This window comes from Streptomyces sp. NPDC005722, from assembly GCF_040630935.1.
GTDB lineage: Bacteria > Actinomycetota > Actinomycetes > Streptomycetales > Streptomycetaceae > Actinacidiphila.
The window spans coordinates 1-22,927 of record NZ_JBEXYN010000030.1 but is presented as its reverse complement, the minus strand read 5'-3'; the positions used below and the strand labels follow the sequence as shown (position 1 = coordinate 22,927).

Annotated in this window: 18 protein-coding genes and 1 pseudogene; 10 read left to right on the top strand and 9 right to left on the bottom strand. The window is 75.3% G+C overall.

Annotation, left to right across the window (positions count from 1 at the left end):
- Window positions 1-14 precede the first annotated feature (14 nt).
- The gene (locus tag ABZ479_RS28700) at window positions 15-494 is read right to left on the bottom strand and encodes a winged helix-turn-helix transcriptional regulator (protein ID WP_500464260.1); all 480 of its coding nucleotides are present in this window, start codon (window positions 492-494) and stop codon (window positions 15-17) included.
- 163 nt (window positions 495-657) lie between these two features.
- On the opposite strand from ABZ479_RS28700, the gene ABZ479_RS28695 reads away from it, so the two are divergent.
- From ABZ479_RS28695 to ABZ479_RS28685, 3 genes are all read left to right on the top strand, one after another.
- On the top strand, window positions 658-1,014 hold the full coding sequence (locus ABZ479_RS28695) for an MmcQ/YjbR family DNA-binding protein (RefSeq protein ID WP_500464259.1): 357 nt from the start codon (window positions 658-660) through the stop codon (window positions 1,012-1,014).
- The gene (locus ABZ479_RS28690; RefSeq protein WP_500464258.1) at window positions 1,011-2,039 is read left to right on the top strand and encodes a TIGR03617 family F420-dependent LLM class oxidoreductase; all 1,029 of its coding nucleotides are present in this window, start codon (window positions 1,011-1,013) and stop codon (window positions 2,037-2,039) included. Before ABZ479_RS28695 ends, ABZ479_RS28690 begins: the two co-directional genes overlap by 4 nt.
- Window positions 2,040-2,176: 137 nt before the next feature.
- Window positions 2,177-2,860, top strand: coding sequence for a RibD family protein (locus tag ABZ479_RS28685; RefSeq protein WP_500464257.1), 684 nt, complete (start codon window positions 2,177-2,179; stop codon window positions 2,858-2,860).
- A 387-nt stretch (window positions 2,861-3,247) separates the two neighbouring features.
- On the opposite strand, the gene ABZ479_RS28680 is transcribed toward ABZ479_RS28685, so the two are convergent.
- Window positions 3,248-4,048 (bottom strand): CDP-alcohol phosphatidyltransferase family protein, encoded by an 801-nt coding sequence (locus ABZ479_RS28680; RefSeq protein ID WP_500464256.1) that lies wholly within the window; start codon window positions 4,046-4,048, stop codon window positions 3,248-3,250.
- Between the two features lie 115 nt (window positions 4,049-4,163).
- Between ABZ479_RS28680 and ABZ479_RS28675 the strand changes: the two genes are divergently transcribed.
- From ABZ479_RS28675 to ABZ479_RS28655, 5 genes and pseudogenes are all read left to right on the top strand, one after another.
- Window positions 4,164-5,144 (top strand): zinc-dependent alcohol dehydrogenase, encoded by a 981-nt coding sequence (locus tag ABZ479_RS28675; protein ID WP_500464255.1) that lies wholly within the window; start codon window positions 4,164-4,166, stop codon window positions 5,142-5,144.
- A 24-nt stretch (window positions 5,145-5,168) separates the two neighbouring features.
- Window positions 5,169-5,567 (top strand): 6-pyruvoyl trahydropterin synthase family protein, encoded by a 399-nt coding sequence (locus tag ABZ479_RS28670; RefSeq protein WP_499604441.1) that lies wholly within the window; start codon window positions 5,169-5,171, stop codon window positions 5,565-5,567.
- Window positions 5,564-6,688 (top strand): glycosyltransferase family 4 protein, encoded by a 1,125-nt coding sequence (locus ABZ479_RS28665; protein WP_500464254.1) that lies wholly within the window; start codon window positions 5,564-5,566, stop codon window positions 6,686-6,688. The genes ABZ479_RS28670 and ABZ479_RS28665 overlap by 4 nt, the downstream gene beginning before the upstream one ends.
- Window positions 6,685-7,536, top strand: a complete 852-nt coding sequence (locus tag ABZ479_RS28660; RefSeq protein ID WP_500464253.1) for an SAM-dependent methyltransferase — start codon at window positions 6,685-6,687, stop codon at window positions 7,534-7,536. The genes ABZ479_RS28665 and ABZ479_RS28660 overlap by 4 nt, the downstream gene beginning before the upstream one ends.
- Window positions 7,533-8,360, top strand: a pseudogene (locus ABZ479_RS28655) (lysylphosphatidylglycerol synthase transmembrane domain-containing protein); the annotation flags it as partial. The gene ABZ479_RS28660 and the pseudogene ABZ479_RS28655, both read left to right, overlap by 4 nt.
- A 110-nt stretch (window positions 8,361-8,470) precedes the next feature.
- Here ABZ479_RS28655 and ABZ479_RS28650 read toward each other — a convergent pair.
- The 3 genes from ABZ479_RS28650 to ABZ479_RS28640 all read right to left on the bottom strand — a co-directional run bounded on the left by ABZ479_RS28650 (window position 8,471) and on the right by ABZ479_RS28640 (window position 11,440).
- Window positions 8,471-8,980: a GNAT family N-acetyltransferase gene (locus ABZ479_RS28650; protein ID WP_500464252.1), complete on the bottom strand. Its 510-nt coding sequence runs from the start codon at window positions 8,978-8,980 to the stop codon at window positions 8,471-8,473.
- Between the two features lie 89 nt (window positions 8,981-9,069).
- Window positions 9,070-10,521, bottom strand: coding sequence for an MDR family MFS transporter (locus ABZ479_RS28645; RefSeq protein WP_500464251.1), 1,452 nt, complete (start codon window positions 10,519-10,521; stop codon window positions 9,070-9,072).
- A gap of 142 nt (window positions 10,522-10,663) precedes the next feature.
- Entirely contained in the window at window positions 10,664-11,440 is a 777-nt protein-coding gene (locus ABZ479_RS28640) for an enoyl-CoA hydratase-related protein (protein WP_500464250.1), read from the bottom strand.
- A gap of 134 nt (window positions 11,441-11,574) precedes the next feature.
- Between ABZ479_RS28640 and ABZ479_RS28635 the strand changes: the two genes are divergently transcribed.
- Entirely contained in the window at window positions 11,575-12,360 is a 786-nt protein-coding gene (locus ABZ479_RS28635) for a tyrosine-protein phosphatase (protein ID WP_500464249.1), read from the top strand.
- A gap of 276 nt (window positions 12,361-12,636) precedes the next feature.
- On the opposite strand, the gene ABZ479_RS28630 is transcribed toward ABZ479_RS28635, so the two are convergent.
- Window positions 12,637-13,623, bottom strand: coding sequence for an NAD-dependent epimerase/dehydratase family protein (locus ABZ479_RS28630; protein WP_500464248.1), 987 nt, complete (start codon window positions 13,621-13,623; stop codon window positions 12,637-12,639).
- Between the two features lie 213 nt (window positions 13,624-13,836).
- On the opposite strand from ABZ479_RS28630, the gene ABZ479_RS28625 reads away from it, so the two are divergent.
- Window positions 13,837-15,489, top strand: a complete 1,653-nt coding sequence (locus ABZ479_RS28625; protein WP_500464247.1) for an amidohydrolase — start codon at window positions 13,837-13,839, stop codon at window positions 15,487-15,489.
- 34 nt (window positions 15,490-15,523) lie between these two features.
- Here ABZ479_RS28625 and ABZ479_RS28620 read toward each other — a convergent pair whose 3' ends face one another.
- From ABZ479_RS28620 to ABZ479_RS28610, 3 genes are read right to left on the bottom strand one after another with little or no spacing between them, the layout of a single operon-like run.
- A complete protein-coding gene (locus ABZ479_RS28620) occupies window positions 15,524-16,504 on the bottom strand; it encodes an ATP-binding cassette domain-containing protein (RefSeq protein WP_500464246.1) in 981 nt (326 codons plus the stop codon).
- Window positions 16,501-19,275 carry a hypothetical protein gene (locus ABZ479_RS28615; protein WP_500464245.1) on the bottom strand — a complete coding sequence of 925 codons (2,775 nt, stop codon included), beginning with the start codon at window positions 19,273-19,275 and terminating at the stop codon, window positions 16,501-16,503. Before ABZ479_RS28615 ends, ABZ479_RS28620 begins: the two co-directional genes overlap by 4 nt.
- A gap of 1 nt (window position 19,276) precedes the next feature.
- Window positions 19,277-22,612, bottom strand: coding sequence for an ABC transporter permease (locus ABZ479_RS28610; protein ID WP_500464244.1), 3,336 nt, complete (start codon window positions 22,610-22,612; stop codon window positions 19,277-19,279).
- Window positions 22,613-22,927: the final 315 nt, after the last annotated feature.

Below are 22,927 nucleotides of genomic sequence, written 5' to 3'. Positions count from 1 at the left end.
CCGTCGCCCGCCGGTCAGGCCGCCCCGGAGGACTGCATCACCGCGATGGAGACGTCGGCGCCCGGCACCTCGCGACCGTCGTCGGTGAGGAAGCCGACGTGCACGGCCTGGCCGGTCGAGTGGGTACGCCGGAGCGCGGAGGGGCCGGACGGGCGGGGCCGGTGGCGGTCGCCCCACTGCTGGAGGGAGGCCATGACCAGGTCCAGCTCCCGCCCGGCGTCGGTCAGGTGGTAGCTCTGCCGCTGCCGGCTGCCCGGCTCCTGGTAGGTGCGGGTGCACAGCACCCCGGCGTCGACGAGCAGCTTGAGCCGGGTGCTGAGGAGGTTGGGCGCGATGCCCAGCGAGGCCTGGATCTCGGCGAAGCGGTGCCGTCCTGCGAAGACCTCGCGCAGCACCAGCAGGGACCAGCGCTCACCGAGGATCTGCAGGCTGCGCTCGATGGAGCAGGCCGGCTGGTCCTCCTCGGGGCCCGACACGTGCCGTCCGGTCGCCATCGCCGCTCCCTCCTGGACGTCGTGGACGCCGCCCGGTCACGTACTCGCGACCGTGCGGCGGGGAACCACAGTCTACACCTAGGTTTCCTCTTGCTACTCAGCCCCGCCGGAGCGGCGCGCACGCGGCGCGCCCGTTGTCGTAGGCGATGGCTACGGTGGGCGCATGCCCGATTCCGAAGACGTCCGACGCATCGCCCTCTCGCTGCCCGAGACGGTGGAGAAGGAGGCCTGGAACATGCCCACGTTCCGGGTCGCCGGGAGGATGTACCTCACGCTGCCCGACGACGAGTCCTCCTTCGCGGTGCGCTGCCCCATGCACGAGCGGGGCGAGCTGATCGCGGCCGAGCCCGGGAAGTTCTGGGTCCCGCCGCACGAGGCCGGGTCGAACTGGGTGCGGGTGCGGCTCGCCGCCCTGGACGACGTGGACGAGCTCCGCGACATCGTCGCCGACTCCTGGCGGCAGGCCGCGCCCCCGCGGCTCACCGAGGCGGCCGGCCCGGCGGCGGGAGCCGGCGCGTGACGCCCCCGACCGCGCCCCTCAAGGCCGACTTCACCTTCACCGGCCCCGTCGAGCGGACCGCCGACGCGGCGGCCCGCGCCGAGGCGCACGGCGCGGACGGTGTGCTGGTCAACGAGATGCGGCACGACGCCTTCCTCCAGCTCGCCCTCGCCGCGGGCGCCACCCGGCGGGCCGACCTGGTCAGCGGTGTCGCGATCGCCTTCGCCCGCAACCCGATGACGGTGGCCACGGCCGCGTACGACGTCCAGCGGCTCTCCGGCGGGCGGCTGACCGTCGGCCTCGGCTCGCAGGTCAAGCCGCACATCACCCACCGCTACGGCATGCCCTGGTCACGGCCCGCCGCTCGCATGAAGGAGTTCACGGGCGCCCTGCGCGCCATCTGGCACAGCTGGCAGACCGGCGAACGGCTGCGGTTCCGGGGCGAGTTCTACACCCACACCCTGATGACGCCGATGTTCGACCCCGGGCCCCTGGCGTCCGGCCCGCCCCGCATCTGGCTCGCCGGCGTCGGCCCGATGATGACCGCCGTCGCGGGCGAGGTCGCCGACGGGCTGATCTGCCACGCCCTCACCTCCGCCGACCACCTGCGGCAGGTCACCCTCCCCGCCGTCCGCAAGGCCCGGGAGTCCTCCGAACACCCGGAGCGGCCCTTCGACGTGGTGTGCAACGCCCTCGTCGCGACCGGACGCACCGAGGAGGAGTACGCGGCGGCCCTCACCGCCACCCGCGAACGGATCGCGTTCTACGCCTCCACCCCCGCCTACCGCGCCGTGCTCGACCTCCACGGCTGGGGCGGCCTCCACGACGAACTGCACCGGCTGTCCGTGCGCGGCCGCTGGGCGGAGATGGGCCGGCTGGTCGACGACGACGTCCTCGGCGCCTTCGCCGTCCACGGCGAACCGCGGGCCGTCGGCCGGGCCGTGCGCGAGCGCTTCACGGGCCTGTGCACCCGCGTCACCGTCTCCCTCTCCCACGAGGCCGACGACACCCTCGCGCTCGACGTGCTCGAAGGGGTGCGCGACTGACGGGCGGCGGACCGACGCACCGGCGCGGCCTGACCAGGCCGCACGATGATCGGCGGACCCTACATCCATCCGGCCCCTGACATCCGACTTACGAAAGCTTCACGTGCGCGAACGCCGGCGTGCGGCAATGTGTCCCCATGAGATCGCGCCCGTACGTACTGATGTCCGTGGCCTCCTCGCTGGACGGATGCCTGGACGACACGAGCACGACCCGGCTGCTGCTCTCCAACGAGGAGGACTTCGACCGGATCGACGAGGTCCGCTCCGGGATGGACGCCATCCTCGTGGGGGCCAACACCATACGGTCCGACGACCCGCGGTTGCTGGTGTGTTCCGCCGAGCGCCGCGAACGGCGCGTCCGCGCCGGGCTGTCGCCGACACCGCTCAAGGCGACGGTCACCGAGAGCGGCAAACTCGACCCCGGCGCCCGGTTCTTCACCACGGGGGAGTGCGAGAAGGTCGTCTACACGACGTCCGGCGCGAGCGACTGCGTCCGCGAACGCCTGGGCGACCGCTGCTCCGTCGTCGACGCCGGAGAGCCGCTGGACGTCCGGCTCCTGCTCGCCGACCTCGCCGCGCGCGGCGTCGAACGGCTCATGGTCGAGGGCGGGGGCGTCGTGCACACCATGTTCCTCAGCGCCGGACTCGTCGACGAACTCCACCTGGTGTACGCGCCGTTCTTCGTCGGCCAGGCCGACGCCCCGCGCATGGTGCACCCCGCGGTCTTCCCCCAGGGCCCCCAGCAGCGGATGACGCTCGCGGAGACCCGGCAGATCGGCGACGTGGTGCTGCTGCGCTACCTGCCGCGCCAGGACGCCTGAGCGCACCGGCGCGGTGGGCGTCGTGCGCGCGCCGCGCGTCGCGTCGCGACAGCCGAGCCAGGACGTGCGGCGGCCCGCCGGGCGATGGCGCGTTGAGCCGGTCGGCGCTCGGGTGCCCGCCGCCACCGCGGTGAAGCGGTGGCGGCACTTTTTACCGATGGGGCCGGAGCCTTTGACATCCCGGTGAGGGCCGGACTGCCTCGCGGGCAGTGGCCTGCGGCGTGCCCCGGCGCCCTGCGAACCCCGACCGTGTCGCCCGTGCGTGGCCGACCCGGGTCCCGGCCCGACGCCGGCGACCCCGGACCGAGGTCCCGCACGTCGTGCGGCCCCTGCGGAGCGATCGGCCCCGGCGGCGCAGGGCGCTGCCGGGGCCCCGGACGCGGCGGGTCAGGAGGCGGGGCCGCCCGCGGAGGCGGAGACCAGGACGCGGATGTCCGCCTCCGCCGCGCCGGCCGGCGCCGGTCCCGCGGTGGACCGCAGGGCCGGGCGGTGGCGCCACAGCCAGAGCACGTCACGGCCGAACGACCACACCAGCGACCCCAGCGCCAGCACCGTCAGCCCGGCCGAGGCCCCCGCGGGCAGCAGCCCCGAGCAGGCGAGGAGCAGGACGACGCCCTGCAGCGCCGCCACCGTCTTGCGGGCGAAGCTCGGCGGGAGCGGGGCGTTGAGCCACGGCAGCACCCAGGCCGCCGCGACGAAGGCGTACCGCATGGCGCCGATCACCAGCACCCACGGGCCCAGCGTGAAGGCGAGCCGCGCGCTGAGCACGAGGATCAGGAAGGCGTCGACCTCCATGTCGAAGCGCGCGCCCAGCGCGGACGAGGTGCCCGTGCGCCGCGCGACCTTGCCGTCCACCGCGTCCAGGGCCAGCGCCACCGCGGTCAGCCCGGTGAGCAGCGGCGCACCGTGCGCGACGCCTCCCGCCACCATGGCCGTCACACCACCGACGAGCACCGCGCGGGCCAGGGTGACGTGGTCGGCCGGGCCCAGCGAGCGGCGCCCCGCCCCCCGCAGGCCCGCGGCCAGCAGCGCCCAGGTGCCCGCCGCGTAGACGGTCCCGGTCAGCCAGCCCACGGCGTCCAGGCCCACGGTGGCCCACAGCGCGGCGAACAGCGCCAACTGGGCGGCTGCCGCCCCGGCCTGCTCACGGCCCGCGGTGCCCCCACGGAACTCGGATCCAACGGTCATCACGGTCATGAGACGTCCCCGCTTGTCGCCTGTGCGGCACAGCCGCGTACGGTCGGGCCCGGCACCACCTGGATGGCCGGTGTCTGTTGCCCGCCATGGAGTACGGAGGAAAACGGTGGAGCGTTCGGCGCGCGCGTTCTGGCTTCGCGAACCAGGCGAGGGGGAGGTCAGGGAGGTGCCCCTGCCGGAGCCCGGTCCGGGGGAGGTGCTGGTGCGCACCCTGTACTCCGGGGTGAGCCGCGGCACCGAGACCCTGGTCTTCCGCGGCGGGGTGCCCGTGAGCCAGCACCAGACGATGCGGGCGCCGTTCCAGGACGGCGAGTTCCCGGCGCCGGTGAAGTACGGCTACCTCAACGTCGGCCTCGTCGAGCAGGGGCCGCCCGGGCTGCGGGGCCGCACCGTCTTCTGCCTCTACCCGCACCAGACCCGCTACGTCGTCCCGGCCACCGCCGTGACGCCCGTGCCCGACGACGTCCCCGCGGGACGCGCGGTGCTGGCGGGCACCGTCGAGACCGCCGTCAACGCGGTGTGGGACGCCGGCCCGCAGATCGGGGACCGGATCGCGGTCGTCGGCGCCGGCATGGTCGGGTGCAGCGTCGCCGCCGTCCTCGCGGGCGTCCCCGGGACGCGGGTGCAGCTCGTCGACGTCGACCCCTCGCGCGCGGCCGTCGCCGAGGCCCTCGGCGTCGGCTTCGCCCACCCCGACACGGCCGAGGACGGCTGCGACCTGGTGGTCCACGCCAGCGCCACCGAGGCGGGGCTCGCCCGCTCCCTGGAACTCCTGGAGCCGGAGGGCACCGTCGTCGAGCTGAGCTGGTACGGCGACCGGCCGGTCGCCCTGCCGCTGGGCGAGGCCTTCCACTCCCGCCGCCTGGTCGTGCGCAGCAGCCAGGTCGGCACCGTCTCACCCACGCGCCGCACCCGGCGCACCTATGCGGACCGGATGGCACTGGCCCTGCGCCTGCTCGCCGACCCGGTCTACGACGCCCTCGTCACCGGCGAGAGCGACTTCGAGGAACTGCCCCTGCTGATGAAGGAGATCGCAGGCGGTGAACGTTCCGTGCTCTGTCACCGTATTGCCTACCGTCCCGGTTAGGCCCCTGGGGAAGGTTGTCCTCGCGTGTTCAGTATCACCGTCCGCGACCACGTCATGGTCGCCCACAGCTTCCGCGGCGAGGTCTTCGGACCGGCGCAGCGGTTGCACGGCGCGACGTTCCTGGTGGACGCCACGTTCCGCCGTCCGGAGCTCGACGACGACAACATCGTCGTCGACATCGGCCTGGCCACCCAGGAGCTGGGCGCGGTGCTCGCCGCGCTCAACTACCGCAACCTCGACGACGATCCGGACTTCTCCGGCATCAACACCTCCACCGAGTTCCTGGCGAAGGTCATCGCCGACCGGCTCGCCGACCGCGTGGCGGCGGGCAAGCTCGGTGCGGGTGCGCACGGCCTGACCGGCATCTCCGTCACGTTGCACGAATCGCACGTCGCCTGGGCGAGCTACGAGCGTTCTCTGTGAGGACGCCCTCGCGTCCGGCCGCCCCCGCTCCGGCGGGGGCGGCCCCCGCCCACGTCGTCCTCCCGGGCGACGTCGACGACGCCACCGCGCCCAGCGGCGGCAACGTCTACGACCGCCGCCTGACCCAGACCCTGGCGGGAGCGGGCCGGCCGCTGCATGAGATCTCCGTGCCCGGCGCCTGGCCGCGTCCGGACACCTCCGCCCGCCGGGCCCTGGCCGCGGCGCTCGCCGCGGTGCCGGACGGCGCCGTCGTCCTGCTCGACGGGCTCGTGGCCTGCGGCGTCCCCGAGATCGTCGTCCCGCAGTCGCGCCGGCTGCGCACCGCCGTCCTGGTGCACCTGCCGCTCGCCGACGAGACCGGCCTCGACCCCGCGGCCGCCCGCGAACTCGACGCCCTGGAACGGCAGACCCTGCGGGCCGCCGCCGCGGTCGTCGCCACCAGCCCCTGGGCCGCCCGGCGCATCGCCGAGCGGCACGCGCTGCCCGCCGGCCGGGTCCACGTCGTCGTCCCCGGCACCGACCCCGCGCCGCTCGCCCCCGGCACGCCAGAGGGCGGGCGCCTGCTGTGCGTCGCCTCGCTGACCCCGCGCAAGGGCCACGACCTGCTGGCCCGGGCCCTCGCCGCCGTCGCCGACCTGCCCTGGACCTGCCGCTTCGTGGGCCCGCTCGGCCGCGACCCCGAGCACCTCGCCCACGTGCGCGAACTGCTCGGCCGGCACGGCCTCGACGACCGCGTCCACCTCACCGGCCCGCTCACCGGCGAGCCCCTCGCGGCCGAGTACGCCGCCGCCGACCTGCTCGTCCTGCCGTCCCGCGCAGAGACCTTCGGGATGGTCGTCACCGAGGCCCTGATGCGCGGCACCCCCGTACTGGCCACCGCCGCCGGGGGAGTGCCCGACGCGCTCGGACGGGCACCGGACGGCACACCGCCCGGCCTCCTCGTCCCCCCGGGGGACACCACCGAACTCGCCGCGGCGCTCCGCCGCTGGCTCGACGACACCGGCCTGCGCGGCCGCCTGCGGGCGGCCGCCCGCAGGCGGCGCGAGACGCTGCACGGCTGGGAGCACACCGCGCGGCACATGGAAGCGGTGTTCGAACTGCTGCGGGAGGGAACCCGATGACCACGTCCGACACCGCCCCCTTCACACCGCACTGGCTCGCCCTGCGCGAGGACGCCGACGCCGCGGCCCGCGCCGCGGACCTGCTCGTCCCCCTCCGCGAGCACCTCGCGGGCGCGCCCCGCGGCACCGGCCCGCTCGTCGTCCGCGACCTGGGCTGCGGCACCGGCTCCATGGGCCGCTGGCTCAGCGGACGCCTCCCCGGACCGCAGGCCTGGATCCTCCACGACCACGACCCCGCCCTCCTCTCCCTCGCCGCCGCGAGCCTGACCGGCCTCACCGCGGGCGGCGGCCCCGTCACCGCCGAGACCCGCGAGGGCGACCTCACCCGGCTCACCGCCGACGACCTCGCCGGGACCTCGCTCGTCACGGGCTCCGCACTGCTGGACCTGCTCACCGCCGACGAGATCGACGCCCTCGCCGCCACCTGCACCGCCGCCGGGGTCCCGGTGCTCTTCGGCCTCTCCGTGGTCGGCGAGGTCGAACTCGGGCCCGCCGACCCCCTCGACGCGGACCTCACCGCCGCCTTCAACGCCCACCAGCGGCGCACCTGCGGCGGCCGCGCGCTGCTCGGCCCCGACGCCCTCGACGCCGCCGCCCGGGCGTTCACCCGGTACGGCGCCGCCGTCACGACCCGGCCCAGCCCCTGGCGGCTCGGCGCGGACCGGTCCGCGCTCACCGCCGAGTGGCTGCGCGGGTGGGTCGGCGCCGCCGTCGAGCAGGAACCCGGCCTGGCCGCCCCCGCGGAGGACTACCTGCGCCGCCGCCTGGCGGACTGCGCCGCCGGGCGGCTGACCGCCGTCGTCGGCCACGGCGACCTGCTCGCCCTGCCGGGAGGAGGGGCCCGGTGAGGCGACGACTGTGGGCCTGGCTGCGGCTGCTGACCGGCGCGGGCATCCTCGCCGCCCTCGTGTGGCGGCTGGGCACCGGGGCGTTCGTCGACGGCCTGCGCGTCGTCGACGTCCCCGCCGTCCTCGCCGCCCTGGCGGTCGGCCTGTTCACCACCGTGACGAGCGCCTGGCGCTGGTGCCTGGTGGCCCGGCGGCTCGGCCTGCGGCTCCCGCTGGCCCGGGCGGTGTCCGACTACTACCGGGCGCTGCTGCTCAACGCGGTCCTCCCGGCCGGCGTGCTCGGCGACGTCGACCGGGCCGTCCGCCACGGCAAGCACTCAGGCGACGTCGGCCGCGGGGTGCGCGCCGTCGTCCTGGAGCGCGTCGGCGGCCAGGTCGTCGTCCTCGTGCTCGGCGGGGCCGTCCTGCTCACCCGGCCCACCCTGGTGACGGCCATCGCCGGCGACCTCCTGCCGGGCCGCGCCGCCGCGGAGGTCACCGCGGGCGTGCTGACGGCCGTCGCGGTGCTCGGCGGATGGCTGCTGTGGCGGCGCGGCGCCCGGGGACGGCAGGCGCTCGCCACCGGCCTGGCCGACGTCCGCAGCGGGCTCCTCGCCCGCGGCACCTGGCCGGGGGTGGTCGCGCTGTCCGCGGCCGGACTCGCCGGCCACATCGCCCTGTTCGTGGTCGCGGCCCGCGTCGCCGGCTCGACGGCGCCGGTCACCACGCTCGTACCGCCGCTCGTTCTCGCGCTGCTGGTGATGGGACTGCCCGTCAACATCGGCGGCTGGGGCCCGCGCGAGGCCGCGGCGACGCTCGCCTTCGGCGCGGCCGGACTGGGTGCCGCCCAGGGCCTCGCGACCGCCGTCGTCTACGGGGTCCTCACCCTCGTCTCCAGCCTCCCCGGCATCGCCGTGCTCGCCCTCCCCGGCCTGCGCGCGCTCGCCGCCCGCCTTCAGCCCGCGGAGGACGGCGCCGTCCCGTCCCCCAGGTCGCGCACGAACCGGAGCCCGGGACGGCCGCTCAGCTCGACCGTGCCGGCCGGCACGAACCCCGTACGGGACAGCACCGTGCGCGAGCCCGCGTTGTCCAGCGTGGTGACCGCCCGCAGCGTCGCCAGCCCGTACTCCCCGGCCGCCCGGGCGCACACCTCGTGAACCGCGGCCGTGGCGAGCCCCCGCCCGGCCGCGCTCCCGGCGATCCGGTACCCCAGCTCCGCCGCCCCGTCGGCCACGTCCACCAGGTTGATCCGGCCCAGCACCTCGTCGTCCGCGCCGACCAGCACATGGAAGTGGCAGGACCCGGACTCCTGCTCGGCGAGCAGCGCCTGGTGCCGCGCGTCGAAGTGGGCGAAGTAGTCGTCGCCCCGGTCCGGTACCGACGCGGCGAAGTACGAGCGGTTCCCCCGCTCGAACTCCAGGACCGCGGCGGCGTGATCGGTACGGAGACGTTCCAGACGAGGCATGCCCCGATGCTAAAGCCGCACGGCGCGGGAGGACCCGGTGGGCCACGGAGCCCTGACCGGCCGGTGACGGAGCACCGGCCGGCGGGGGGTCAGGAGGCGGGCGAGGGGGCCGTGCCGGGGCGGGCGTGGCGGCCGGCGCGGGGGGTCTCGACGCCCAGGGCGTCCTTGTCGGAGACGAAGAGCGCGGCGACCGCGGAGATCAGGGCCAGGCCCGTGCAGAGCAGGAAACCGGCGTGGTACGCGCCCAGGTCGGCCGTGGTGGTGCCGCCCGCCGTGACCGCCGTCGTCCCGACCGCCGTGAGCAGCGTGGCGATGAGCGCGGTACCGAAGGCACCGCCCAGTTGCCGTTGCATGTTGAACACCGTCGCGGCCCGCCCCGTGGAGGGCGCCGGGATCGTGGCGAAGGCGGCGTTCTGCGCCGACATCATCACGTGCCCGATGCAGTAGCCGAGGACGAAGAGCACCCCGCGCAGCACCCACGGCGAGGTCGCCGTCGTGAACCCGGTCATCACCGCGACGCAGACCCCCATGCCGGCCGAACCGCCCACCATGAGCCACCGCGGCCCGATCCGCCGGTACAGACGCGGCGCGACCTGCGCGGCGGCCATCACGCCCACCGCCTCCGGCCAGGTGGCCAGGCCGCTCTCGAAGGCGCTGAAGCCCAGCGCCTCCTGGAGGAACATGGGGTAGAGCCACACCGTGCCGAGGAAGACCGCGCTGAGCGGGAACATCACGACGGTGTTGGCCCGGAACAGCCGGTCCCGGAACAGCTCCAGGTCCAGCATCGGCATCGGGATCCGCCGTTCGACCAGCACCATCGCCCCGAGCGCCGCAATCCCCACGAGCAGCGGCACGAGGATGCCCGCGGTGCCCCAGCCGTCCTTGGCACCGTTGGTCAGCGCGTACAGCGCGAGCGCCAGCCCGCCGCCCGCCAGCAGGAAGCCGACGAGGTCGAAGCGGCCGGGGCGCTCCAGGCGGTAGTCCGGCAGGAAGAGCAGGCCGAAGACCACGGCCGCGGTGCCGACCGGCAGGTTGACCAGGAACACCCAGTGCCAGGACACGGCGTCGCACAGCCAGCCGCCCAGCACCGGGCCCACGGCCGGGGCGACGGCGGTCGGCACCATCAGCGCCCGCTGCGCCTTGATCCGTTCCGCCGGCGGGTACGCCCGGAAGAGCATCGTCTGGCCGACCGGCACGAGCAGACCGCCGCCGGCGCCCTGCAGGATCCGGTAGAGGGTCAGCTGTTCGAGGCTGGTGGACATCGCGCACAGCGCCGACGCCCCGGTGAAGGCGACCAGCGCGGCGAGGAATACCCGCCGGGTGCCGTAGCGGTCGGCCAGCCAGCCCGCGACGGGGATGAAGACCGCCAGGCTGACCAGGTAGCCGATGTTGACGCCGCCCAGTCCGGAGGCCGGCACGCCGAAGTCCTCCCCGATGGCCGGCACGGCGACGTTGACGATCGTGGTGTCCATGATCGCCATGAACAGCGCGGCGACGAACACCACGGCGACCGCGACGGTCGGCGGAATCCTGCGTGCCAAAAGGAAGCTCCTCGCTCGGGGCGCCTCCTGCGCGCGGCGGACCGCGTCCGGACGACACCGGTCACGGCACCAGACAAGCCCGGACTCCGGACCGCCGCACGCCGGACTCACCCGAGTGGGGTACTGCCGGTCCCCGGCGTCGTCAGCGGCCGGTCCAGCGGGGCGGCCGGCGTTCCATGAACGCGGCGACGCCCTCGTGCCGGTCCTCGGAGGCCAGCACCGTGCGGGTCGCCTCCTCGGTGGCCCGCCAGCCGAGCGCGTCGGAGCCGGACAGCCACGCGTCCATCGCCACCAGGCTCGCCTGCACCGCGACCGGGGCGTTCTCGCAGACGCGCGCGGCGAGTGCGAGCGCGCCCGCCAGCGCCCCACCCTCCTCGGTGATCCGGTTGACCAGCCCCGCGGCGTACGCCCGTGAGGCGTCGACGGGGTCGCCGGTGAGCACCATCTCCCGCGCCAGGTTGACGGGCAGGGCGCGCGGGCCGCGGAACAGCCCCGCGCACGTCGGCACCAGCCCGAGCCGGACCTCCGGCAGCCCGAACCGGGCGGTCGACGCGGCGACCACCAGGTCGCAGGCGAGGACCAGTTCCAGCCCGCCGCCCAGCGCGGCGCCCTCCACCGCGGCCACCAGCGGCTTGCGGCGGTGACGGCGGATCAGCCCGTACTCGCCGCCGCGTTCGGTGACGTAGTCGCCGATGGCGTTCAGGTCGCTGCCGGCGCTGAAGACCCCGCCGGAGCCGGTGAGCACCCCGGCCCACAGCTCCGGGTCGTCCTCCAGGGTGTTGAACGCCGCGTCGAGCGCCTCGGCGAGGTGCCGGTCCACGGCGTTGCGCTTGTGCGCGCGGCACATCCGGACCACCAGCACGCGGCCGTGCCGCTCGGTGCGCACCAGCGGCTCCCCGGGCGGCTCGGGCTGGGCCATGGCGGGCACCTCCGGTCGGTGGTCGTCCGGGGCGTCCCGGGGGTCAGCCGACGATATCCCCCGGGCCGCGGCCGCCGGTGGACCGGGGCGCCCGCGCACGGCACGATGGCCAGGGAGTGCACGAGGAGGGCGCCTTGGAGGCGACGCAGGACGGACCCACCGGTGAGACGCCGCGCTGGGTCGAACTGGCGGAGGTCGACAACATCCGCGACCTGGGCGGCCTGCCCGTTCGCGGCGGGGGCACGACCCGGCGGGGCGTCGTGTTCCGGGCGAGCACCCTCCAGGAGGCCACGGCGGGCGACGTCGAACTCCTCCTCGGCCGTTACGGGCTGCGCACCGTCCTGGACCTGCGCGGCCCCGACGAGGCCGCCCGCGAGGGGCACGGCCTGCTGGCGGACACCGCGGTACGCAGGATGAACCTGCCGGTCAGCCGGGTGCGGGCGCTGGTCACCGACGCCGTCCCCGTGACGACCGCGGACGACGGGGACGCGATCGGCTTCTACCTCGGACTGCTCGACGGCAGCGGCGAGTCGCTGGTGGCGGCGGCCCGCGTCGTCGCCGACACCGACCAGCACGCGGTCGTCTTCCACTGCGCCGTCGGCAAGGACCGCACCGGCGTCCTCGCGGCCCTCCTCCTCGACGCGGTGGGCGTGCCCGCCGCCGCCATCGCCACGGACTACGCGCTCACCGCGCAGCGCGTCGTCCGCATCCGCGCCCGGCTGACCCGCTTCCCCTCCTACCGCGACCTCCCCGCGGTGGAGCACGCCTTCATGGCCTCCGAGCCGCGCGTCATGCGCCGCTTCCTCGCCACCCTCCACACCGCCCACGGCGGCGCGGATGCCTGGCTGCGCGAGCGCGGCCTGACGGCGGCCGAACTCACCCGCCTGCGCGAGGTCCTGGTCGCCCCGGCGACCCCCTGAGTCCTGGCTCGCACGGGGGCGGGGCGGCGCCTCGTCCTGTTGGTGCCGGCTGCCCCCGCGCCCCCGGAGGACAAGTAATGCGAGGGTCGAGATGCCGTCGCATGCATGCCTGCGCCGCGCGGTCGGGGACCGGAGCATGACGCCAAGGCCCGGGCGCGTCGGCGCGGTTCGGCAACGCCGTTCACGCCGCGTACGCCCTCAGCGATGCCGCACGCGCACGTGCGAGCGGCATCGCTCAGGGCCAGGCGGTTGCCGGCCCGGCCGTGCGGCCGGGGCTCAGAGGCCGAGGGCCTTGGCCTCCTTCGCCGGGTCGAGGCCGACCGTGGGGCGGTCGGGTCGCTGGGGGGCTGTGCCGCCGAGGGAGTTGAGCCACTGCCAGGTGTCGGCGACGGTCTCGGTGACGGGGCGGCAGCGCAGGCCGGTGGCCAGGGCGCGGGAGACGTCGCCGGTGTGGAGCGTGTCGTAGAGCTCGCCCGGGGGGAGCCAGACGGGCAGCTCGCTCCAGGGTTCGATGCCCGCGGCCAGCACTGCCTCGGGGTCCGTCCAGCGCAGTTCGGCGTCGGAGCCGGTCACCGCGGCGCAGGCGGCGAGGAGTTCGCCGGTGGTGGTGTGCCCGGGCGGGCTGACGAGGTTGTAGGCGCCGCCGAGGCCGGACCGCACGGCGTCCAGGACCCATGCGGCGAGGTCGCGGACGTCGATGTACTGCAGGGGCAGGTCGCGGGGGCCGGGGGCGAGGACGGGGCCGCCGCGGGCGATGCGGCCCAGCCACCAGGGCAGGCGGCCGATGTTCTCGTAGGGGCCGAGGATGAGGCCGGCGCGCACGAACAGGGCGTGGTCGCCGAAGGACTCGGCCGCGGCGAGTTCACCGCCGCGCTTGGCGCGGGCGTAGTCGACGTCGGCTCCGTCGCCGGGGGAGGCGTCCACCACGGGGCCGTCCTCGTCGAGGCCGGCGGCGGCCGGGTAGGTGTACACGGAGCGGCTGGAGACGTAGGCGTACGTCCGGGCGCGTCCGGCGAGGAGGCGGGCGGTCTCGCGTACGGTGGCGGGCGCGCCGGACCAGGTGTCGAGGACGGCGTCCCACTCGCCGTCCTCCAGGGCGGCGAGGCCGCCCTCGGTGCCGCGTTCGCCGAGCAGTTCGGTGGCGCCGGGCGGCGCCTGGTGCCGGCCGCGGTGGAACACCGTGACCTCCCAGCCCCGCTCGAGCGCGTCCTCGACGACGGCGCGTCCCACGAACTCCGTACCACCCAGCGTCAGCAGCTTCATAGGGGCCACTGTGCCCCGTTGCGCGGCGGGACGTCGGCGATCACGCTGTGGGCGCAATCGCGCGGGGGTGCGGTGGGCCGCGGGGCGGCCGGTCCCGGTGGTGGCCGCGTGCGGCACGTACCTGCGACGCTCTCCCTGCCGCGCCACGCACGCGGCACCCGCGGCCACCCTGCCCCCGTCGCCGTCCCCGTCGCCGTCCCTGGAGCGCCCGCCATGTCCCAGTCCCCTGCCGACCTCGTCCTGACCGGCGGCCCGGTGCACACCGTCGATCCCGTCCTCGGCCGGGCCACCTCGGTGGCGGTGCGCGGCGGGCGGATCGCCGCCGTCGGTCACGACGAGGTGCGCGAGCTGATCGGGCCCGGCACCGAGGTCGTCGACCTGGCCGGGAAGATGCTGCTGCCCGGGTTCCAGGACGCCCACGTCCATCCGCTCGTCGCGGGCATCGAGTTGGGCCAGTGCCATCTGGCGGAGGTCCAGGAGGCGGGGGAGTACCTGCGGCTGGTCCGTGCGTACGCCGACGAGCACCCCGGCGCCGAGTGGATCACCGGTGGCGGCTGGTCGCTGGACGCCTTCCCGGGGGGCACTCCCACCGCCGCGCTGCTGGACGGGGTCGTCCCCGACCGTCCGGTGTTCCTGCCCAATCGTGACCACCACGGGGCCTGGGTCAACTCCCGTGCGCTGGAGCTGGCGGGGATCAACCGGGACACGCCCGATCCCGCGGACGGCCGCATCGAGCGGGACCCGGACGGCAACCCCACGGGCATGCTGCAGGAGGGGGCCCTCCATCTGGTGGGGCGGCTCCTGCCGTCCGTCACGGCCGCGGAGCGGACGGCCGCGCTGCTGCGGGCCCAGCGGGTGCTGCACTCCCTGGGCGTGACGGCCTGGCAGGACGCCATCGTCGGCGACTACGCGAACATGACGGACCCGGTGTCCGCCTACCACGCGCTGGTCGCCGACGGGCTGCTCACCGCACGGGTCGTGGGTGCGCTGTGGTGGGACCGGGCCCGCGGCGCCGAGCAGATCCCGGAACTCGTGGAGCGGCGGGCCGACGTGAGCCGGGGCCGGTTCCGCGCCACCAGCGTCAAGATCATGCAGGACGGCATCGCGGAGAACGGGACGGCCGCGCTGCTCGGTCCCTACCTCACCGCCTGCGGTTGCGCCTCCGGCAACAGCGGCATCAGCTTCGTGGATCCGGTGGCGCTGGCCGGGCACGTCACCGCGCTGGACGCGCTCGGCTTCCAGGTGCACTTCCACGCGCTCGGCGACCGTGCCGTGCGTGAGGCGCTGGACGCGGTGGCGGCCGCGCGTTCGGCGAACGGTTTCCGTGACACCCGGCACCACCTGGCTCATCTGCAGGTCGTCCACCCCGATGACGTCGGCCGCTTCCGGGCGCTGGGCGCCTCGGCCACCGTCCAGGCGCTGTGGGCGGCCCACGAGCCGCAGATGGACGAGCTGACGTTGCCCTTCCTCGGGCCCGAACGGGCGGCGTGGCAGTACCCCTTCGGTGATCTGCTCCGGGGCGGCGCCACGCTGGCGGCCGGCAGCGACTGGCCGGTGAGCAGTCCCGACCCGTTGCAGGCGCTGCACGTCGCGGTCAACCGCCGTACGCCGGACGCCCCGGAGGGCACGCCGGTGTTCCTGCCGGCGCAGCGCGTCGACCTGGCCGCGGGGATCGCGGCGTACACCGCGGGGAGCGCGTACGTGAACCACCTGGACGACACCGGGACGATCACCCCGGGGAAGCTGGCCGACCTGGTCGTCCTCGACCGGGACCCGTTCGCCGGGCCGCCGGAGGAGATCGCGGCGGCCCGGGTGCTGCAGACCTTCGTGGGCGGGGAGCGGGTCCACGCGGCCGCGGACGCGTAGCCCCGTACACGTGGGCCTGTGGATACCGGAGTGGTCAGTCCTGTTCGGGGAGGTCGGGGCGGACGGCGATGTGGTCGGGTTCGAGTTCGAGCATGACGCGGTTGCGGATGTCGAGGGCGTGGGTGAAGTCGCGGGGGAGCTGGAGGCGGCCGGAGCGGTCGACGGTGGCGTACTCGCTGGCGTGGACGGTGGTGCGGCCCTGGTCGTCGACGCTGGTGCGGCGGACGACCTCGGTGGCGGTGCGGCCGTCGCGGATGGCGACGGTGCGGTCGACGGCGGTGGCGACGGCCTGGTCGTGGGTGACGACGACGATGGTCGTGCCGAGTTGCTCGTTGGCGGTGCGGAAGGCGGCGAAGACCTGTTCGCCGGTGGCGGAGTCGAGCTGTCCGGTGGGCTCGTCGGCCAGTACCAGCGAGGGGTGGTTGGCCAGGGCGACGGCGATGGCCGTGCGCTGCTGCTCACCGCCGGACATCTGCTGGGGGCGGCGGTCGGCGGCGTAGCCGACGCCCATCATGTCGAGGAGTTCGGCGGCGCGCTTGGCCCGCTGGCCGCGGCCCTTGACGCTCCCTGCCAGGCGCATGGGCAGGACGACGTTCTGCAGGGCGGTGAGGTAGGGCAGCAGGTTGCGGGAGGTCTGCTGCCAGACGAAGCCGACGACCTCGCGCTGGTAGCGCAGGCGGGCGCGGGCGTCGAGGTCGAGCAGGTCGAAGCCGGCGACCGAGGCGGCTCCGGCGGTGGGGGTGTCGAGCCCGGCCAGGATGTTGAGCAGGGTGGATTTGCCGCTGCCCGAGGCGCCGACCAGGGCCATCAGTTCGCCCTGCTTCACGAGCAGGTCCAGCCCCTGGAGGGCCTGGACCTCCACGCCCTGGGCGGTGAAGATCCGCACCAGCCGGTCGCAGACGATCAGGGCGTCGTGCCCGTAGGCGGGCTCCTCCCGGCTCTCGGTGACGCGTCGTTCCAGCTCCGCCAGTGTGACGCGGCCGCGCTCGGCGGTCCCGGACGTGTCCTGACTCATGATCGTTCCCCCATCCGGAGTTCGGTTCCTTCTCCCCGTCGTCCTGTCAGCCAGGCCTGGACGGCCAGTACCGCGCAGGCCAGTACGACCAGCCCGGTGGCGGGGACCAGCAGTGATGCCGCGTCGGTGCGCAGTACGGCGCCCGACAGGTCCGTGGCGGGCGTGCGGACCGTGAAGGCGAGTGCGACCAGGTCCACGCCGGGACGTACCAGCGGCACCGTGGCCACGCTCACCAGGACACCGCCGAGGGCGCCGAGCAGGACCTGCGGCAGCATCTCCAGCACCGCCAGCCACTGCCGCTGACGACCCGTCATGCCCATCGTGCGCATCCGGGCCAGCAGCGCCTTGCGTTGCGGCGCGTTGTGCAGCAGGGACAGCAGCAGGGCGAGCACGCTGTAGCCGGCGCCCGCGGCCACAGCGGTCAGGTACACGTGCCGGGCGCCGCTCTGGAGCGCCGACGTGGTGCCGTACGAGGCGCGTTGCTCGGGTCGCAGCGTCACCAGTGCCTTGGGTGCGGCCTTGGTCACGACGCCGCGCAGTGCCTTGGCGTCGATGCCGGTGCCCGTGACGTAGAACACGGAGGGCCCGTGGGCGGGTTCCTTGGTGGCGGGCGCGACCTTCGCCAGGGCGGCCCGTGACACGATGAGGAACTCGTGGTTGGGGGCGGCCGGGGTGGCGTCCTGTGTGGCGACGATCCTGGCCATGACCCGTCCGACGGAGGACCTGACGGTCTCCGGGTCGCCGTCGCCGTTGCCGAAGGACCGGGCGACCGCCGGGGAGGCGATGGCGGGGATGGCCTCCTGTGTCCCGGCGCGCAGTTCGCCGGCGGGGAACGAGGAGCCGAGGCCGGTGGCGGCCACGAGGCGGGCGTACGGTTCGGGGTCGACGACCAGCAGGTCGAACCGGGTACGGCTGTTCATGATCTGCTGTCCGGGTTCGACGCGGACGCCGGTGACCTCGCGTACTCCGGGGACCTTGCGGACCCGGTCGTCGAGTCCTTGCGGCAGGGCACCCAGGCTCTGCACGCGGGCGTCGGCGCCGACGGCTGTGACGGCGGCGCGGTCGCGTCCGGAGTCGACGCCGGCGAGTACGGATCCGCCGAAGGAGGTGACGGTGAGGGCCACGAGTACGGCCAGCAGCGGCAGGGCGGTGGTGGAGGGGGCGCGTCCGGCGCGGGCCAGGCCCAGGTGCAGCACCGCTCCGTCGAGGCGTGCGAAGGGCCGTGCCAGCAGCCGTACCGGCCAGGGGTACAGCCGCAGCAGCACCAGGGCGGCGACCATGGCGAGCAGTACCGGTGCCGCGGCGGTCAGCACGTCCGCGCCGCCGTCGGCGGTGCCGCGCTGCCGCAGGGCCACGACGGCGCCGGCGACGACGACCACGACGGCGAGTTCGGCGACCGTGCGGCGCCGGGAGGGCCGCATGGCGACGATGTCCTCACGCTGGTCGGGGCGCGGCCGGCGGGCCGTGACCGCGGCCCGCAGCGGCAGGCCCAGCGTGGCCAGGACGGCCACGGCGGCGGCCGACCACACCGCGAGCGCGGAGCGTTCGGCGGGCAGCAGGAGCAGTGCCAGGGCGAGGCCGGCCGCCGCGGAGGGCACGGCCACCACGGCGGTCTCGGCGAGCAGCCGGCCGGTGAGCGCGCTCATGCTGATGCCGCGGGCCCGCAACAGGGTGAACTCGGCCCTGCGGCGGGCGGCCGACAGTCCGGCGGCCATCAGCAGGACGACGGCGGCGACGGTGCCCACGCCCACGGCGGCGACCAGGATCAGGGGCTGCGCGGCGGTGCGTTCGGTGACGAAGGGGCCGAGGCGTTCGCCCAGTCCCTGCTCCTCGACGTGCAGGCCGCGCTGCTTGGCCTGCAGGCGTGCCCCGTCCGGTCCGGAGGTCAGGGCGGCGAGCCGGTCGTTCAGTGCGGGGACGTCGTGCGCGGTGAGCGCGTCGACGTCGGCGGGGTGGTGCCAGTAGGCCTCCGCGCCGTCCTGGAGGCTGAGCAGGGCGGTGGTGGCCCTTTCGTCGATGAGCGCGGAGAAGTGCCAGTAGCGGGGAGGGCTGCCACCGGGGCTCGGCAGTGTGCGCGGGTTGGGCGTGCGCAGGTCGGGTTCCGCGTTCCACCAGGCGGCGTCCGGTGCCTGGGGAGCGACGATCCCGGTGACGTGGACGGTCACCTCGGATCCGACGGCGTCCTGGAGGTGGAAGGCCGATCCGGTGCCCAGTTTCATGACCTTGGCGGTGCGGTCGGTGATGACCGCTTCGACGCTGAGGGTGTCGGTGCCAGGGTGCGGCAGACGTCCCTCCAGGAGCCGGGTGTTCGCCGCGAGGTTCGGCTGGGCCACCAGGGTGCCCTTGGGGGGGAGCGGGGTGTCCGAGGGGAAGCGGGGCAGTCCGGGGTCGTTGGCTGCCGTGTCCACGGAGCGCACGCCGTACACGGTCTGGTCGTGTTCGAGCGTCAGCGGGGGCTTCACGCGGCGCTGGAAGAGGGTTTCGGTCTCCTTCAGCGACGGCGGGGTGAGCAGGCCCTCGGCGTCGAAAGGCGCGGACAGCCGTGACACCTGCAGCGACATGGTGACGCTGCGGCCCGGCAGTGGGGCCTGTGACACGGTGTCGCGCAGCGCGGCGTCCTCGTATCCGTCGACGGCCCGCGGGAGCGCGGCGGCCAGGAACGCGGTGACGAGGACCAGCGCGGCCAGGGCGAGGGTGCCGCCGGGGGCGGCGCGCAGCCGGGCGCGGATCCAGGAGACGTCACCGTTGCGCGGGGTACGGGGCTCGGCCACGTCATTCACCTCCTTGGCGCCGCAGCGCCTGGGCCGGGTCGGCGGACCGCCACGCCGTCAGCATGACGCCCAGCAGGGGCAGTGCGGTGATGGTGATCATCAGCAGGGCGAGCGGACCGGACGGCAGGTGCACCCGTACGTCGGGGACGGGGCTGCGCGCGTCCGCGGTCAGGATGATCAGGGGGACGACCAGGCGGGTCAGCAGCGCGCCGAGCAGGGCGCCGACGCCCACGGCGACCAGGATGACCAGGCCCTGTTCGACGGCGATCACCCGGGCGAGCCAGCGGCGCGGGGTGCCCAGCGCCCGCAGCATCGCGAATTCCTGGGAGCGTTCGCGCAGTGCCCCGGCCGCCGCCACGATGTAGCCGAGCGCGGCCAGCACCACGGCGGTGACGACGGCGGCGGGCAGCGCGGACAGCGGCCCGGCGCCGAGCGGATCGCGTTGGAGTTCGGTGCGCTGCCGGTCGCGGACGAGGAGCGTGGTGATGTCGCCGCGGTCCTGCAGCGCGGAGGCGACGCGGGCGGTCGCGCCCGGCTCGGCCGCAAGCCACCACTCGCCGGGCACCAGGGAGCCCAGGCCGTTCCCGCTGAGGAAGGCGTTCGCCGAGTGCAGGTCGATCAGCAGCGCGCCGCCGTCGGTGCCGTCGGTCTTGGGTGTGACGGTGGGCAGGGCGCGTACGGCGGCGGTGACGCGGACCGGCACGGTGACGCCGGCCAGGGGGACCCGCACCGATTCGCCGGCCTTCGCGTTGACCGCCCGCAGGAAGGCGTCCGTGGCGACGGCCGACAAGGTGGCCGGGGCCTCGGGTTCGGAGCTCAGGACGACGGAGGCCTTGTCGTGGCCGCCCGGCACGTAGTCCTGGTGGGACATCCGCCCGGTGTCGAACTCGACGGCGAGCGGCGTGCGCGGGCTGGAGTCGGGGGATTCCGTGCCGGCGCCGACGTAGCCTTCGTAGTTCAGGTAGTCGGGGTTGCCCATGGTGGCGCTCGCCTTCCACGACGAGCCCTCCGGTACCGGGACGGGCCGGGTGGTGCCGTCGGCGGACTCCGCCCGCAGGGCGGTGACGGAGAGCCGGTGGTGCTCGGTCCGCTGGGGCAGGGTCCATTCGGCCTTGATCCGGGTCAGGCGCAGCGGCCCGGCCGGGCCGGCTCCGGGGGCCCGGCCCGCCTCGGTGCCGAAGTCCGCCGGCAGGACGTGCGCTGTGCCGTCGGCGGGGACGTCGCCCAGGGCGAGGGTGTAGGGGATGCCGTAGCGGTCCGTGAACGTCGCCGACATGCGGGCGGTGACGCCGCTGCCGTCCGGCCGGCCGTCGGGGTCGGAGGTCTGCGTGCGGACGGTCAGGAGGAGGCGCGCCGTGTCGCGGGGCAGGGTGAATCCGGCGTCCCGTGGGGCGGTGTCCTGGGGGCGCAGGGTGCGCAGCACCTCCCGGAACGGCCGGTCGGTGAGGTCGTCGCGCAGGCCGGTCACCTTGGAGGCGGCGGTGGTGTCCAGGGTGAGCACCGTCGCCTCGCGGCCCTGGGGCAGCGGCGCGATGCCGCGGTTCGCGGGGGCCGCCGCGGCGACGCCGGGTATGTGGTCGTAGACGCCGCCCTGTCCGAACGGCGGTGTCGAGGTGCCGGTCACGCGGACGTCGGCGCCCACCGAGAAGTCCGCCTGGTCGCTCTGGGACCGCTCCCATGTGGCGCTCTCGCCCATCGCGAACATGCTGATCGACACCGCGAAGACCAGCAGCAGGGCGGGGCCCGCGCCGCGCCCGGTACGCCGCGCCAGCTGCCACCCGGCCAGCGCCGTGGGCAGGCCCGGCGAGCGGGCGGCCCGCCGCTCGCCGAGCCGGGCCACCAGCGGCAGCAGGCGCAGCGCCAGCACCGCGCCCGCCAGCAGGCACAGCGCGGGCGCCACCACCAGGACCGGGTCCACGCCCAGCGCGCCGGTGGTGTCGGTGGTCAGCGCGCCGGACCCGCCGCCGCGCCGCGACAGCTGCCAGTAGCCCAGGCCGGCCACGAGCAGCAGCGCGACGTCCGCCCCCGCCTGCACGGCACCCGGCAGTGCGCCCTTGCGGGTCCGTGCCTGCCGTTCGAGGGAGTAGGTGCCGGTGCGGCGCAGCGCCGGCGAGGCCACGGCCGCGCCGCAGGCGAGCGCCGCCGCCACGCCGGCCCACCAGGCCGTGGCGTACGGCACGTCCAGTCGCACGTCCGCCCGTGCCAGGGCCCCGCGCCCGGCGAGCAGCCGCACCAGCGGGCCGGCCAGGAGCGGTGCCGCCACGGCCGCGGGCAGCGCCAGCAGCAGCGCCTCGGCGGCGGCCAGGCCGGCGATGCGGCTCCGGGAACCGCCACGGGCCCGTAGCTGGGCGGTCTCCTCGGAGCGTTCGCCGGCGAGCAGGCCCGCGACGAGCATCAGCGCCAGACCGGCCAGGACGATCAGCTGCAGGACGCTGATGAGCAGGGTCGAGCGGCTGACGAGCAGGGTGCGGCCCAGGTCGTCGGCGAGCGCGGGCAGTTCGCTGCTCGCCGTCGTCTTCCCGTCCAGCTTCTTGTCGTCCAGCCGGTCCACCGTCCGGCGCACGTCCTGTCCGGCCCGGTCGAGCCGGGCGGCGGTCACGGTGGAGAAGTCCGCCCCGGCCGCCCACTGGACCTCGCCGGCCGGGACCGCGCCCGCCGTGAACGCCCGCGGGTCCACGAGCATCGGGCCGTAGGTGGTGAACGACAGCGTCCGTACCCCGCGGCCCTCCAGCGGGTCGAGCCGCCAGTACAGGGCGGCCGGGTCGGTGGGCCGGTACAGGCCGGTCAGCCGCACGCGCAGCGACGGCCCGCCGCGGCGGTCGGCGAGCGTGATCACCTCGCCCGGCTTCACACCGAGCGCCTTCGCGGCCGACTCGGGCAGCGCGACCGGCACCGGTCCCCCGGCCTCCGGCGCGTCGGGGAGGCTTCCGCCGACGACGGTCACCCGGGAGCGGTCGAACGTGGCGAGCAGGGTGAGGTCCGGGTTGTCCGACCGGGGCGCGCCCGCGGGGCGCAGGCTCTCGGGCAGTCCGTAGGCGCCCGAGCGGGTGCTGGCGGAGATCCGTACCGGCAGTCCGTCGTAGGCACCGGTGAGGGTCTTGCGCACCTGGGTGTCCAGGCGGGCGGCGTCCTGCCCCGTCACCTCGGACGTCACGTCGATCCGTGTCCTGGCCGCCGACGGCCCCTGCAGCGCGCGCCGCAGCCCCGCGTCCCCGACCGCGTCGTTGAACGCGGCCAGCGCGGTCACCGCGCAGGTGGTCAGGACGACAGACAGCAGTGCGGCGGCGAGCAGCAGCCGGTGCGCGCGCAGGCGCAGCAAGACGAAGCCCGGCACCATGCCCCCCGTTCTCGATGCCCGTAACAGTGTGTTGCGAGTGGTCGACCAGCTCACCGCGGAGCGGTGAGAGTGACACAGACTACGCCCATGTCATGACGTGATCGCACACGTGTCCCCAAGGCCACCCAACGGCGGGGTCACGAAATGCGGCCGGGCTGATCATCGCATCCCGGGGCCGCGTCCGGTACCACCGTGTGAACAGTGGCACATGGATTTCCCCTTATGCTGACCGGCATGAGTGAGGGACTGCTGGAACGGCGTGAGGGCCCGGCGGGCGACGGGGCGGCCTCCGAGGCGATGGTCGTGGTCGAGGAC